9 protein-coding genes are annotated in these 13,674 nt (G+C 65.7%); 6 read left to right on the top strand and 3 right to left on the bottom strand.

Annotated elements, in window-relative coordinates:
- The first annotated feature begins 55 nt into the window (after positions 1–55).
- The 4 genes from NFI08_RS08955 (at position 56) to NFI08_RS08940 (ending at position 5,220) form a co-directional block, all read left to right on the top strand.
- Complete coding sequence (locus tag NFI08_RS08955; RefSeq protein ID WP_349588704.1) at positions 56–1,669, top strand: peptide ABC transporter substrate-binding protein; 1,614 nt, start codon at positions 56–58, stop codon at positions 1,667–1,669.
- Positions 1,670–1,744: 75 nt separating this feature from the next.
- Complete coding sequence (oppB, locus tag NFI08_RS08950; protein WP_045991315.1) at positions 1,745–2,671, top strand: oligopeptide ABC transporter permease OppB; 927 nt, start codon at positions 1,745–1,747, stop codon at positions 2,669–2,671.
- A gap of 9 nt (positions 2,672–2,680) precedes the next feature.
- Positions 2,681–3,565 carry an ABC transporter permease gene (locus NFI08_RS08945; RefSeq protein ID WP_045991316.1) on the top strand — a complete coding sequence of 295 codons (885 nt, stop codon included), beginning with the start codon at positions 2,681–2,683 and terminating at the stop codon, positions 3,563–3,565.
- Between the two features lie 20 nt (positions 3,566–3,585).
- Positions 3,586–5,220, top strand: a complete 1,635-nt coding sequence (locus NFI08_RS08940; RefSeq protein WP_108131209.1) for an ABC transporter ATP-binding protein — start codon at positions 3,586–3,588, stop codon at positions 5,218–5,220.
- 104 nt (positions 5,221–5,324) lie between these two features.
- Here NFI08_RS08940 and NFI08_RS08935 read toward each other — a convergent pair whose 3' ends face one another.
- From NFI08_RS08935 to NFI08_RS08925, 3 genes are all read right to left on the bottom strand, one after another.
- Complete coding sequence (locus NFI08_RS08935) at positions 5,325–6,371, bottom strand: MBL fold metallo-hydrolase (RefSeq protein WP_108131208.1); 1,047 nt, start codon at positions 6,369–6,371, stop codon at positions 5,325–5,327.
- 47 nt (positions 6,372–6,418) lie between these two features.
- Complete coding sequence (locus NFI08_RS08930) at positions 6,419–8,353, bottom strand: TonB-dependent receptor domain-containing protein (protein WP_045991318.1); 1,935 nt, start codon at positions 8,351–8,353, stop codon at positions 6,419–6,421.
- Between the two features lie 364 nt (positions 8,354–8,717).
- Complete coding sequence (locus NFI08_RS08925) at positions 8,718–10,046, bottom strand: OmpP1/FadL family transporter (protein ID WP_308812410.1); 1,329 nt, start codon at positions 10,044–10,046, stop codon at positions 8,718–8,720.
- Between the two features lie 394 nt (positions 10,047–10,440).
- Between NFI08_RS08925 and NFI08_RS08920 the strand changes: the two genes are divergently transcribed.
- Positions 10,441–10,890 carry a MerR family transcriptional regulator gene (locus tag NFI08_RS08920; protein WP_108448495.1) on the top strand — a complete coding sequence of 150 codons (450 nt, stop codon included), beginning with the start codon at positions 10,441–10,443 and terminating at the stop codon, positions 10,888–10,890.
- Positions 10,887–13,661, top strand: coding sequence for a heavy metal translocating P-type ATPase (locus tag NFI08_RS08915; protein WP_240184198.1), 2,775 nt, complete (start codon positions 10,887–10,889; stop codon positions 13,659–13,661). The genes NFI08_RS08920 and NFI08_RS08915 overlap by 4 nt, the downstream gene beginning before the upstream one ends.
- Positions 13,662–13,674 lie beyond the last annotated feature (13 nt).

The following is a 13,674-nucleotide window of genomic DNA, read 5'->3' as shown; positions in this document are numbered from 1 at the left end:
CCACCAGGAGGCGAGTCCCCTACCGACGCTCTGCCTACCCCACAAGGACTTCGCTATGGTCTCCATGGACGCCTTTCGTCCGCTGGCACTTGCCGGCCTGATGGCAACGACAAGCCTCGGACTCTGTCTGCCCGCTGCCGACGCCCAGGCCGCCACCCTGCAGGTCGGCAACGGCGCCGAGCCCAGCACCCTGGATCCGCAGAAGGTCAGCGGCAACTGGGAGAGCCGGATCACCCGCCAACTGTTCGATCGTCTGGTCAACTATGGCCCCGACGGCGCGCTGGTGCCGGGCCTGGCCGAATCCTGGGAGCTGTCCGACGACGGCCGGGTCATCACCTTCCGGCTGCGCGAGGCGCAGTGGTCCGACGGCGAGCCGATCACCGCCGACGACGCCGTCTTCGCCCTGCAACGTCTGGTGACGCCGGCCACCGCCAACCACAACGCCAACCTCTACTACCCCATCATCAACGCCCGGGCGATCAACACCGGGGAGGCCGAACCCGAGAGCCTCGGCGTCACCGCGCTGGATTCCCACACCCTGGAAATCCGGCTGTCCGAGCCCACCGCCTATTTTCTTCAGGCCATGGCGATGACCGAGGCCGCACCTCTGCCCCGCCACCTGCTCACCAGCGGCGTCGAGGACTGGACCCGGCCAGGCACCCTGGTGGCCAGCGGCCCCTTCGTGCTCGCCGACTGGAAGCCCCAGGACAAGGTCGAGGTGGAGCGCAACCCTCGCTACTACGCCGCCGACGAGGTGGCGCTGGAGGGTGTCGACTTCCACGCCATCGAGGATACCTCGGCGCTGATGAACCGTTTTCGCTCAGGCGAGCTCGACATCGCCTACGGCGCGGTGCCTTCCGCGCGCTTCGAGTGGGCCCAGGAAAACCTGAGCGAGTCGCTGCGCATCGGGCCGCTGATCGGCAGCTACTTCTATATGCTCAACCTGCGCGAAGGCACGCCGCTCAGCGATGAGCGGGTGCGTGAGGCGCTGAATCTGGCGCTCGACCGCGAGGTGATCACCGAGCGCCTGCTGGGCATGGGCCAGACGCCGTCCTACTGGTTCGTGCCGCGCACCATCGCCTCGCCCACCTCGGCAAGCCTCGACTTCCATGACCAGGGCATGGACAGCCGCCGGGCCAGGGCCCGTGAGCTGCTGGATCAGGCCGGCTACGGGCCGGATCGACCGCTTGAACTTGAGCTGTCCTACAACACCCTGGAAGACCACAAGAAGATCGCCGTGGCCATCGCCGCCATGTGGCGCCCGCTGGGGGTGGAAATAGATCTGGTCAATCGCGAGGCGGCGGTGCACTTCGCCGGCCTGCGCCAGGGCGACTTCGAGATCGCCCGCTACGGCTTCGTGGCCACGGTCAACGACCCCTACGACTTCCTCAACGCCTACGCGGCGGGAGGCTCGGCGGCGGCCAGCACCGGCTACGCGGACCCCGAGTACGACGCCCTGGTCGAGGCCAGCACCCATGAGCTCGACGTGGACCGACGCGCCGCGCTGATGACCGAGGCCGAGCAGCGCCTGCTGGAAGCCGACGTGATGCTGCCGATCTACGACTACGTGGTCGTCAATCTGGTCTCTCCGGACGTCAAGGGCTGGCAGCCCACGACGCTCGACGTGCATCCGCTGCGCTACGTGTCCGTGGACGGCGACGCGCCCTGACGACCACTCGCCCCAACCCAATCGTGGGCGCGGCCAGGGACGGCCCGCCCTTCATGTCAACCGAGGAACGGCGCCATGCTGAGCTACACCTTGAAACGCCTGGCCCAGGCCATACCGACGATGCTGATCGTCATCACCATCGCCTTCTTTCTGATGCGCATCGCCCCCGGCGGGCCCTTCGACGGCGAGCGCGCCCTGCCGCCGGAGATCGAGGCCAACCTGATGGCCGCCTATCACCTGGACGAACCGCTGTGGCAGCAGTACTTCCGCTACCTGGGCAACCTGGTCCAGGGCGACTTCGGGCCTTCGTTCAAGTACAAGGACTTCACCGTCACCGAGCTGATCATGCAGGGCTTCCCGGTAAGCCTGCAGATCGGCGGCCTGGCGATCCTGCTGGCGCTGGCGATCGGCCTGCCGCTGGGCATCATCGCCGCGCTAAAGCGCAATACCGCCGTGGACTACACGGTGATGGGCACGGCGCTGGCCGGCATCGCGGTGCCCAACTTCGTGGTGGCGCCGGTGCTGGCGCTGGTGTTCGGGGTGCTGCTCGGCTGGCTGCCGGCGGGGGGCTGGAACGACGGCGCCCTGCCCAACCTGATCCTGCCGGTGATCGCGCTATCGATCCAGCAGATCGCCTACATCGCGCGGATGATGCGCGCCAGCATGATCGAGGTGATGGGCAGCCACTATATTCGCACCGCCCGAGCCAAGGGACTGACCGAGGCCGAGGTGGTCTGGCGCCACGCCCTGCGCCCCGCCCTGCTGCCGGTGACCTCCTACCTGGGCCCGGCCATCGCCGGCATCATCACCGGCTCCGTGGTGATCGAGCAGATCTTCGGCATCCCCGGCATCGGCCGCTACTTCGTCCAGGGCGCGCTCAACCGCGACTACACCCTGGTGATGGGCACGGTGGTGTTCTACGGCGCCCTGATCGTGTTGATGAACCTGATCGTGGACCTGATCTACTCGGCCCTTGATCCCCAAATTCGCTATGACGACTGAGGCGACGCCATGAGTACCGATTCCCTCGCCCCGACCGCCGCCCCCGTCGGCGACAGCCTCGGCCGCGACGCCTGGCGCCGGCTGAGCCAGAACCGCGCGGCCATGGCCAGCCTGTGGCTGCTCGGCCTGATGACCCTGGCCTGCTTTATCGGTCCCTGGCTGACCCCCTGGGGGCTGGCCGACGTCGACTGGAACGCCTTCGACGTGGGCCCGACCCTGGAAGGCGGCCACTGGCTCGGCACCGACGCCAACGGCCGCGACCTGCTGACCCGCACCCTCTATGGGGGCCAGGTGTCGCTGTCGGTGGCGCTGGTGGCGACCTTCGTCAGCCTGATCATCGGGGTGCTCTACGGCGCCGTGTCCGGCTATGTCGGCGGGCGCGTCGACAACCTGATGATGCGCTTCGTCGACATCATGTACTCGCTGCCGTTCATGTTCCTGGTGATCCTGCTGATGGTGGTGTTCGGCCGCAACATCTTCCTGATCTACGCCGCCATCGGCGCGGTGGAGTGGCTCGACATGGCGCGTATCGTGCGCGGCCAGACCCTGGCGCTCAAGCAGCGGGAGTTCGTCGAGGCGGCCCACGCCCTCGGCGTCAAGGACGGCAAGATCGTCACCCGCCACCTGATCCCCAACGCCATCGGCCCGGTGATCGTCTACGTCACCCTGACGGTGCCCAAGGTCATCCTGCTCGAGAGCTTCCTGTCGTTCCTCGGCCTCGGCGTGCAGGAGCCGCTGACCAGCTGGGGCGTGCTGATCTCCGAGGGTGCCGACATGATGCAGACCTCGCCCTGGATGCTGCTGGTGCCCTCGGTGTTCCTGGCGCTGACGCTGTTCTGCCTGAACTTCCTCGGCGACGGCCTCAGAGACGCCCTGGACCCCAAGACCCGCTGATCGACGACGGAGACGCGACCATGACCGACACACAACCCAAGAACCCCCGTCGTCCCGCCCGCGAGGCGCTGCTCGAGATCGAGGGGCTCAGCGTCAGCTTCGAGCTGCCCCACGGCACCGTCCAGGCGGTCAGGGACGTCAGCTTTGCCATCAATCCCGGCGAGACCCTGGCGCTGGTGGGCGAATCCGGCTCCGGCAAGTCGGTGACCTCCACCGCCGCCATGCGCCTGCTGCCGGAGCTCGCCCGGGCCGAGGGCGTCATCCGCTTCAAGGGCGAGGAACTGCTGGGTGCCACCGCCAAGCGCATGCGCCGGATTCGCGGTGGCAATATCGCCATGATCTTCCAGGAGCCGATGACCTCGCTCAATCCGCTGCACCGCATCGGCGACCAGATCAAGGAGGTGCTCGACCGCCACCAGAGCCTCAAGGGGCGCGCCGCCACCGCCAAGGCCATCGACCTGCTCGAGCAGGTCGGCATCCCCGAACCGGCAAGGCGGGTGTCGAGCTACCCCCACGAGCTGTCCGGCGGCCAGCGCCAGCGGGTGATGATCGCGATGGCCCTGGCCGGCGAGCCGGAGATGCTGATCGCCGACGAGCCCACCACCGCGCTGGACGTCACCGTCCAGGCCCAGATCCTCGAGCTGCTCAAGGACCTGCAACGCCGCTACGGCATGGCGATCCTGTTCATTACTCACGACCTGACCATCGTCAAGCACTTCGCCGACCGGGTCTGCGTGATGCGCCACGGCGAGCTGGTCGAGCAGGGTGAGACCCGGGAGGTCTTCGCCAACCCGCGCCACGAGTACACCCGCATGCTGATCGACGCCGAGCCACGCGGGCGCAAGGCGCCGGTGGCCGACAGCGAGCCCATGGTGCTCGAGGCCAAGGACATGCGCGTACGCTTCGCCCTCAAGAAGCGCCTGTTCGGTCCCAGCGAGTACTTCGAGGCGGTGCGTGGCATCGACGTCAGCATCCGTCGCGGCCAGACGGTGGGCATCGTCGGCGAATCGGGCTCCGGCAAGTCGACCCTGGGCCGCGCCCTGCTGAGGCTGCTCAAGAGCCAGGGCGAGATCCGCTTCCACGACACCCGCCTCGACGTGCTGGACAAGACCGCCATGCGGCCGATCCGCTCGAAGCTGCAGGTGGTGTTCCAGGACCCCTACGGCTCGCTGTCGCCGCGGCTGACCGTTGGCGACATCATCGGCGAAGGGCTCAAGGTCCACGCCCCGCACCTGTCCCGCGCCGAGCGCGAGGCCCAGGTGATGGCGGCGCTCAAGGAGGTGTCGCTGGATCCTTCGATGCGCAATCGCTACCCCCACGAGTTCTCCGGCGGCCAGCGCCAGCGGATCGCCATCGCCCGGGCGCTGGTGCTCAAGCCGGAGTTCCTGCTGCTCGACGAACCCACCTCAGCGTTGGACCGCTCGGTGCAGGTCACCGTCATCGACCTGCTGCGTGACCTGCAACAGAAACACGGCCTGACCTACCTGTTCATCAGCCACGACCTGGCGGTGGTGCGAGCGCTGGCCGACACCGTGCTGGTGATGAAGGACGGAGAGATAGTGGAACAGGGCAGCGCCGAGGCGCTGTTCGCCGCGCCGAAGACCGAATACACCCGCAAGCTGCTGGCCGCCGCCATGCTCGATCAGGTGGCCTAGGCCAAGCGATCTACGAGCTCTACCTACGTAACGTAACAGGCGCTGCTTGAGCAGCGCCTGTTGTGCGAAGGCAGCGGCCGCTGCTTTGGCTCGTATGAACGTCTCTACTCTGTCGGATGCTCGCCTGCGTAGACACGCTCGGCCTGGGCCAGCGAACAGCTCATCAAGAGGTCCAGGGCACCCAGCGCCTGGTCGCTGACGAAGGGATGGGGATCGCCGGCTTGCCGCTGCTCCAACGCCTCGATCCGCGCCAGGGTGTTGTCGCGGGTGGGATGGTTGGACAGGAAGACGTCCACGCCCTGCTGTTCAGAGATCGTCTTCATTCGTGAGGCGGAGGCCGAGTACTCCCGCAAGCGGGCCTCGTCCGGCCCGAAGTTGAAACCGGTACCGCCCCACAGCACCGCCCGATGGGTACTGTCGCCATCCTTCAGCGGAATCACCAGCGACAGCGTGCCGAGGGTATGGCCGGGGGTCACGTAGGCCTCGAGGGCGGTATCGCCAAGAGTCAGGGTGTCGCCGTCGGCGATGGTGATATCGCGCACTGGAGGCTCGCCCCAGCGGGGATTGTCGATGGCCAGCTCCGGCTGTTCGAGGGCGGTCCAGTCCGCATCGCTCATGACCACCTGGGCTCCGTAGTTGTCGACCAGGTACTGCTGACCACCGTAGTGATCACCGTGGGCGTGGGTCACCACCAGATAGGTGATGTCCTCGGGATCCAGGCCCAGATCCACCAGCCCCTGCTCGATAAACTTCTGCGCTTCCTCGTTGTTGTTGAGGGCATCGATCAGAATGATCCCCTCGTTGGTGGTCAGCGCCCAGCTGGCGACGCCGGGCGTGCCGACGTAGTAGAGATTGTCGAATACCTGGGTCGGCATCGGCTCGGCCGGGCCGCGCTGGCGCCGGTCATCGCGACTGGACTCACGACGCTCCCGCTCTGCCGCCTCGCCTTTCGGACGCTGGCCCGCCACCTTGAGCCTGGCCGACAGGTCACACAGGCTGGACAGCCCGGGGAAGGCCTGTCCGGCCGCCAGGCCCCGCTCAGCCAGCTGCTCGGCCAGCTGCTCGGGCAGCTGCTGGGGAGGTTCATCCACCGCCAGGGCGGTCTGACTCAGGGTGAGGCTTACCACGGCCCCTGCGATCATCGCTTTCATGGTCCTTCCTGTTCGCTGCTGTTCGTTTAGGTGGGTCGCTGCGCGCTTTAGAACTCCAGGTCGAGCCCGACCCAGTAGCGCCGTCCATCGTCCACATGACCGAAGTTATCGAACTCGATGTCCTTGTCGGTCAGATTGTAGATGCCGGAAAGCACACGGATCTGTCGTGTCGCCTGCCAGCTGAGCCCCGCGTCCCAGGTAGCGTAGGACGGGGCCCGGATGGAGGTGCTGCTGTTGCTTGAGAGATTCACCGGCTGGCTTTCCTCGCCGCGGAAGGTAAAGCGCAGCCAGGGAGCGAGGGCCTCGGTGGCCTGCCAGTTGACGGTGGTATTGAACAGGTGGCGAGGCACCTGGGTCAGCGGCTGACCCTCGTTGTCACCGCTCTTCTGTTCGGAATCGGTGTAGGTGTAGGAGGCCTGGGCCTGCCAGCGTTCGCCGATCGGCATCTGGACACCAGCCTCGATGCCCTTGGTGATGGCGTCATCGATATTGACGTTGGTACGGGCGTCCGGGTCGCCGGCCGCCGCATCACCGCAGTCGCGATCGCCACAGGCGATGGTGGAGATCTTGTCATCGAAGTCGTTGTAGAACATCGTCAGGCTGGCCTGAAGGCCGTTGGCGCCATCATGCACCAGCCCCATCTCGTAGCTACGGGACTCTTCCGCGTCCAGATCAGGGTTGCCGTAGATATCGCCGCCCCGGCTCTCCTGGACCCAGTCGCCGGACAGCTCGCGCAGGTTGGGCGCGCGGAACCCGGTGGACATACCGCCCTTCAGGGTCCAGTCGGGCAGCAGGCTCCAGACACCGTAGAGTCGCGGGCTGTAGTGCTCACCGAAGAACTCGTGATCGTCCATGCGCAGCCCGGCGGTCAACGAGAAGCTATCGGTCAGATACCATTCGTCTTCGAGAAAAAGCGCGTACTGGTAGACGGTGATCTCGTCGGTGCCTGCCAGGGCGTTGGTGGTGGTGTCCTCGAGTTTCTCGTCCTCCCAGGTGCCCCCGAAGGTCACGAAGTGGTCGCCCAGCGGCAGTACCCAGCGTGAATCCGCCACCGTATTGCGAATCTCGATATCGCGACCGACGTTGTCGGTTTCCTCCAGCTGCACGTAGGAATCCGAGGTCAGCAGCCCCCAGTTGCCCTGGTGGGACAGCGCAACGGTCTTGTGTCGATTTTCGGTCTCGGCGTCGCTCGAACGCTCGGGCAGCGAGAATCCGGCACGACTGGTGCGATCCTGCTCCCGTCGGCTGACATCAAGCGAAAGTGAGTGATCGGGCGTGGCCTCCAGCGACAGCCGCGCGGCCAGGTTGGAAAACTCGCGCTTGGCATAGCCGCGCTCGATCTTGTCCTCCTGGCGATGCTGGTACTGACCGGTCAGCTGCAACCCGAGGACGTCGTCGGCCAGCGGACCGGACACATACAGCTGATTGTTGAATTCGTTGCCGGAGTCACTGTCTTCCTGAATCGTCGCATCGGTACGCAGTTGGGTGACCCAATCCTCCGCGACCTTGCGGGTGATGATGTTGATGACTCCACCGATGGCATCGGACCCGTACAGGGTCGACATGGGGCCGCGGATGACCTCGATACGCTCGATGGCGCTCAACGGTGGCAGCCAGTCCTTCTGGAAGCCGCCCCCGCCGCTCGGCTGGGATTCCCGCGAAGTCTGCCGGCGACCGTCTACCAGCCACAGGGTGTACTGCGCCGGCATGCCACGCAGGCTGACGTCTTCGCCATCGCCACCGCCGGTCACCACGACGCCGGGCACATCCTGTAGCGCATCGGTGATGTCCCGGTAGGCACGTTTTTCAAGCGATTCCCGGGTCACCACGCTGATCGAAGCCGGTGCCTCGGTCTGCGTCTGCTCATAGCCCGCAGCGGTAACGACGATATTGTCCAGGGCGAGATCCTGTTGCGCCTGAACAGACAGGGAAGCCGCCCCCAGGGGCAGAACAGACCAGCGAATCATCAAGCGAAGGGACATCCGGAGCACCAGGTTGTTGTATTGACCAAATACGATTGATTCGCAATGTTAACCAACCGGGATACGTCCAGACAGCGTTTAGCGATCAGAAAACCGGCAAACCGATGCAACGGGATGTTCGACAATAGTGGACTTCGCCGATTCGCGTGCTATCACCCTGACGGTGAAGCATCGCTGTTGTTACCCCCTGCCCTTCCAGAAAGGCCTCCACTTGCAACGCTGATATCTTCTCTTGGCATGGCTGGCTTCCACGAACGACAGCGCCCCCTCCTGGGAGGGGGCGCTGCGCAGGGTCTGACTATGTTCTAGCGGAAGCCAATATCGGTCGCCTGGACCGAGGTGGTGGCCGGTCAGAAGCGATAGGTCAGAAGCGATAGGTCAGCTGGGCACCGAAGGCCTGGGCGGTGTTTTCGAAGTCCGCCTCGTAGGTGCCGCGATTTTCCTCTTCCTGGGACAGCTCGGCGTCGGATTCGTGGATATAGGAGTAGGCCACGTCCACGGTCAGATCCGGGGTCGGGGTCCAGCCGGCACCCAGCGAGAAGATGATGCGATCATCAGACGGCACACGCACGCTGCGGTACTCGTCCTTGATCGGGGTCTCGTCGTAGGCGAGGCCAGTACGCAGCACCCACTGGGGGTTGAGCTGATAGGCGGTACCGATGGAGTACTGCCAGCTGTCCTCATAGTTCTGGGCCTCGACGATCTCGCGAACATCGTTCTCGACACGCAGCTCATCGAACTCGCTCCAGTTGGTCATGGCGGCGCCGGCCATCACCGTCCAGCGATCATTGAGCTCGTGGGTTACCGAGAAGTCCCACACCTCGGGCAGGGTGATCGACAGATCGGCGTCGACTTGCTGGCTCGCAGTGCCTACAGGGACTACGGGGCCGATACCAGCAACGACCGTCGGGTCACCCTGTCCACGTACATTGGTAAAGCGCGCCTTGCCTTCGAGGTCATACTCCACCTCAGAGTGGTAGGCGAAACCGAAGGTGGTGTGCTCCCAGGGCTTGTACATGGCGCCGAAGGTAAAGCCCCAGGCGTTATCGTCACCCTCGATGTCCACATCCCCTTCGCCTGCGACTCCGGTAGGAGTGAAGGCACCGGTTTGGTCAAAGAAGCCCACCGGGCCTCCCTGAGTATTGGCAGTCAGCTCACCATCGATCTGGTTGTAGGTCAGGCCAAAGCCGGCCGAGAACTGCTCGCTGAACTTCACCGAGATGGTCGGCTGAACGGTGACCACCTCGACCTTGCTGCGATCGCCGAAGAAACGGCCCTGGAACTGGCCTTCGTAGTCGGTGATCAGACCGAAGGGCGCGTAGACACCGAGGCCAAAGTGCAGGTTGTCGTTGATCGGCTGGACGTAGAAGCCGAAGGGAATAAAGGTGTCCGGCACCATATCGCCTTCGTTGGAGCCCGTGGCGCTGCCGTCGGCATTCTTGATGTCGGTGTCCACGGTCAGGAAGGCGGTACCGGCGGTGACCTGGGCACGATCGAGAAACGACATGCCGGCCGGGTTGCCGAACACGATGGTGGCGTCGGTCACGGTGGAGGCACGGCCCGCGTTGGAGGTGCCCTGGCCACTTACGCCCTGCTCGTTGAGCTGAAAGGCGCCGGCCATCGCCTGGCCGGAAAGAGCAGCGGTGGCCACGGCAACCGCCAGGGTCAAAGGCTTGAAGTTGTTGTGCATCATGTCGGCGTCCTTATTATCAGCAAGCGTGTCGGCGTACTTGTTATGGCGCAGTGGTTATTGTGCAGTTGCGTCCGCACACTTGTCCGGGCGCAGTTCCTTTCGAGCACTCTTTGTAATCTGTTTGACCTGAATTGCTTGGCCCTGTCGACGGGCCTGCTCGCAGTGTTTGCGAAGGCGCCAAAGAGTTCAAGGCCAAACGTTCGTTTTAATGGCCAAATTACTCATACTTTGGTCAAAGAACATTTGCCAATTCATTCATTTCAAAGACTTAGACAAGCTAAACAAAACGCTTCCTGCATACTTCAGGCGCCCTTGACCTTTGTGCAACACACAGGTTTTACACTATCCCCATCGTTCTCCCATGCGCAGCGCCGATGGGCGCCCAGGAGTGCACATGAAGGTCAGTGAACTGGCAAGAATCACCGGCGTGACCGCCGAGACGGTGCGCCACTACACCCGCGAGGGCCTGCTGGCGCCCGATCGAGACCCTGACAACGGCTATCACCTCTATGGCGACCGCGATCGCGAGCGTCTGGACTTTATCCAGCGCGCCCGAACCCTGGGATTCAGCCTGGCCGAGATTCGCGACATCCTGTCCCACGCCGATCAGGGGGATTCACCCTGCCCCATGGTGCGCGACCTGCTGGCCGAACGGCTGCCGAAGATCCGCAGGCGCATCGCCGAGCTCGAGGCCCTGGCAGCGCGCATGGAAGACGCCATGCAGAGCTGGCAACACCTGCCCGACGGCGTCCCGGACGGACACAGCCTGTGCCGCCTGATCGAAAGCGTGCCGACGGCGTCCGTACCGGAAACCGCCACGGCCAGACAGCGGGAGTCGTCATGAATCGCCTCGAGGAGCACCAGTTTCAGGTAACCGGAATGTCCTGCCAGGGCTGCGTCGGGCGCATGCGCCGGGCCATCCAGGAGCACGACGCCGAAGCCCAGATCGAAGGCGACCCCGGGAGCGGCACGCTGTCGGTTGCCTCATGCCTCGGCGCCGACGAATTAGCCGCCCTGCTGTCGCAAGCCGGCTACCCCGCCGAGGCAAGCGGCAGCGACGAGCAGATAACCGCCGACAGCGCGCCCACACCGCTAGCGCCCGCCGAGGCAAGCGGCACCGACGAGCAGATAGCCAGCGACAGCACGACCACGCCACAAGCACCCGCCGAGGCGCCGTCGCTTCAGGAAGAGCCCTCAGCGTCACTGCAAGAAGAGCCCTCAGCCGCGCTCGATAAAGAGCCCTCAGCGTCACTTCACGAAGAGCCCTCAGCGCCTTCCCAGCGTCTGGCGATCCAGGGCATGACCTGCGCCGGCTGCGTGGCCAGTGTGCAGAAGGCGCTGGCCGCCACCTCAGGGGTCGAGCGCGCCGAGGTCAACTTCGCCTCCCATACCGCGCGGATCCACGGCGACGTTGACGCCGAGGCGCTGGTTCAAGCGGTGGAATCCGTGGGCTACGGCGCCGAACCCATCGTCGACCTGCGCCAGGCCGAACGCCAGCGTGCCGAACGCAACCAGCGCGAATACCGGCGCAAGCTCAAGGGCAGCCTGGCCTCGCTGGCGCTGGCGGTTCCGCTGATGGTGATGATGCTGATCCATCACCCTGAGCCGACGGGTCTTGCCCGCCTTGGCTGGGGGCTGGTGGGCCTGGCGACGCTGGCCGTGCTGGCGTTCCCGGGACGCGCCTTCTTCGTCGGCGCCTGGAAAGCGCTGCGTCACCACCAGGCCAACATGGATACCCTGATCGCACTGGGCACCGGCACCGCCTGGCTCTACTCCATGGCGGTGGTGGTGGCTGCCCCTTGGTTGCCACAGGCCGCCCGAGGGCTCTACTTCGAGGCCTCGAGCATGATCATCGGCCTGGTGTTGCTGGGCAAGGCGCTGGAACTGCGTGCCCAGGGCAGGACCTCGGACGCCCTGCATCGCCTGCTCGACCTGCAGAGCCAGAGCGCCCGAGTGGTGCGTGAAGAGGGCGAGCTGGACCTGCCCATCGACGAGGTTCGCCAGGGCGATCTGATCCGGGTGCGGCCCGGCGAGCGCCTGCCCGTGGATGGTGAGGTGGTCGAAGGCGACAGCCATATCGACGAATCGATGCTCTCGGGTGAGCCCGCGCCGTTGGCCCGAGGCCCGGGCGACGAGGTCAGCGCCGGCACGGTCAACGGCCGGGGGTCGTTGGTGTTCCGCGCGACCCGCGTCGGTGCCGATACTCGACTGGGGCGCATCACCGAACAGGTGGCCAACGCCCAGGGCTCCAAGCCACCCATCGGCAACCTGGCCGATCGCGTCTCGGCGGTGTTCGTGCCCAGCGTGATGATCATCGCCGTGCTCACCGCCCTGGCCTGGTACCACTTCGGCCCCGAGCCGCGGGTCATCCATATGCTGGTCACCGCCACCACGGTACTGATCATCGCCTGCCCCTGCGCACTGGGCCTGGCCACCCCGTTGTCGACCATGATCGGTGTGGGCAAGGCCGCCGAGCACGGCGTGCTGATACGCTCCGGCGAAGCGCTCCAGACCGCCAGTCGACTGACCACCCTGGTGGTGGACAAGACCGGCACCCTGACCGAAGGTCGCCCCAGGGTCACCGACTGCCGCTGGTTCGCTGGCGAAGCCAGCGACGACCGCACCCGGCTGCTGGGTCTGGTCGCGGCCATCGAGGCCCGTTCCGAACACCCCCTGGCCGAGGCCCTGGGCCGCTATGCACACGACCATGGCCATGACCATGCCGCCGCCGACACCAACCCCAGCGACGAATCTGGCGGCAGCACCGCTAGTGCCTCTTCTTTCGCCAACAGCACCATCGAGGCCTTCGAAAGCCTGACCGGACGCGGCGTGCGTGCCCGGGACGCCGAGGGACGACGCCTGGCCATCGGCAATGCGGCGATGATGCAGGAGGAAGGCGTCACACTCGCTGACCATGAGCTCGACGACTGGCAGGCCCAGGCCCGCACCCTGGTCTATCTGTCGCTGGACGGCGTCCTGACGGCGGGCTTCGCCATCGAGGATCCGTTGCGCGAGGACAGCCTCGACGCGGTGGCGCGACTGCGGGCCGATGGCCTCAAGGTGGTGATGCTGACCGGTGACAACAGCGCCACCGCCCGTGCGATCGGGGAAGAGGTCGGCATCGATGAGGTCCACGCCGAGCTGTCGCCGGAGGACAAGCACGCCGAGATCGAGCGCCTTCAGGCCGAGGGCGAAGTCGTCGGCATGGTGGGCGACGGCATCAACGACGCCCCCGCCCTGGCCCGGGCCGACGTCGGCTTCGCCATCGGCCAGGGCACCGACGTGGCCATCGAAAGCGCCGGGGTGACGCTGATGCGCTCATCGCTTCACGGCGTCGCCGCCGCCATCGAGATCAGCCAGGCGACCCTGGCCAATATCCGCCAGAATCTGTGGGGCGCACTGGGCTACAACGCCCTGTGCATCCCCATCGCGGCCGGCCTTTTCTACCCGCTCACCGGCACCCTGCTGTCACCGATGATCGCTGGCGCCGCCATGTCGGCCTCGTCGATCACCGTGGTGGCCAACGCCAACCGGCTGCGACTCAAGCGCCTGCGCCCCCAGAACGCGCGAGCGCCACGCCCCGCCACCCCGCCATCGCAGGAGGTGCTGTCATGAGCATCGTGGTGAC

The sequence above is a fragment of the Halomonas sp. EF61 genome (assembly GCF_040147045.1).
GTDB lineage: Bacteria > Pseudomonadota > Gammaproteobacteria > Pseudomonadales > Halomonadaceae > Halomonas > Halomonas litopenaei.
This window is presented reverse-complemented; position numbering and strand designations above follow the sequence as displayed.

What these genes read in the sequence shown, in the direction of transcription:
- NFI08_RS08955 (WP_349588704.1), top strand. Translation starts at nt 56, where the DNA reads ATGGTCTCCATGGACGCCTTTCGTCCGCTGGCACTTGCCGGCCTGATG.
- oppB (WP_045991315.1), top strand. Translation starts at nt 1,745, where the DNA reads ATGCTGAGCTACACCTTGAAACGCCTGGCCCAGGCCATACCGACGATG.
- NFI08_RS08945 (WP_045991316.1), top strand. Translation starts at nt 2,681, where the DNA reads ATGAGTACCGATTCCCTCGCCCCGACCGCCGCCCCCGTCGGCGACAGC.
- NFI08_RS08940 (WP_108131209.1), top strand. Translation starts at nt 3,586, where the DNA reads ATGACCGACACACAACCCAAGAACCCCCGTCGTCCCGCCCGCGAGGCG.
- NFI08_RS08935 (WP_108131208.1), bottom strand. Translation starts at nt 6,371, where the DNA reads ATGAAAGCGATGATCGCAGGGGCCGTGGTAAGCCTCACCCTGAGTCAG.
- NFI08_RS08930 (WP_045991318.1), bottom strand. Translation starts at nt 8,353, where the DNA reads ATGTCCCTTCGCTTGATGATTCGCTGGTCTGTTCTGCCCCTGGGGGCG.
- NFI08_RS08925 (WP_308812410.1), bottom strand. Translation starts at nt 10,046, where the DNA reads ATGATGCACAACAACTTCAAGCCTTTGACCCTGGCGGTTGCCGTGGCC.
- NFI08_RS08920 (WP_108448495.1), top strand. Translation starts at nt 10,441, where the DNA reads ATGAAGGTCAGTGAACTGGCAAGAATCACCGGCGTGACCGCCGAGACG.
- NFI08_RS08915 (WP_240184198.1), top strand. Translation starts at nt 10,887, where the DNA reads ATGAATCGCCTCGAGGAGCACCAGTTTCAGGTAACCGGAATGTCCTGC.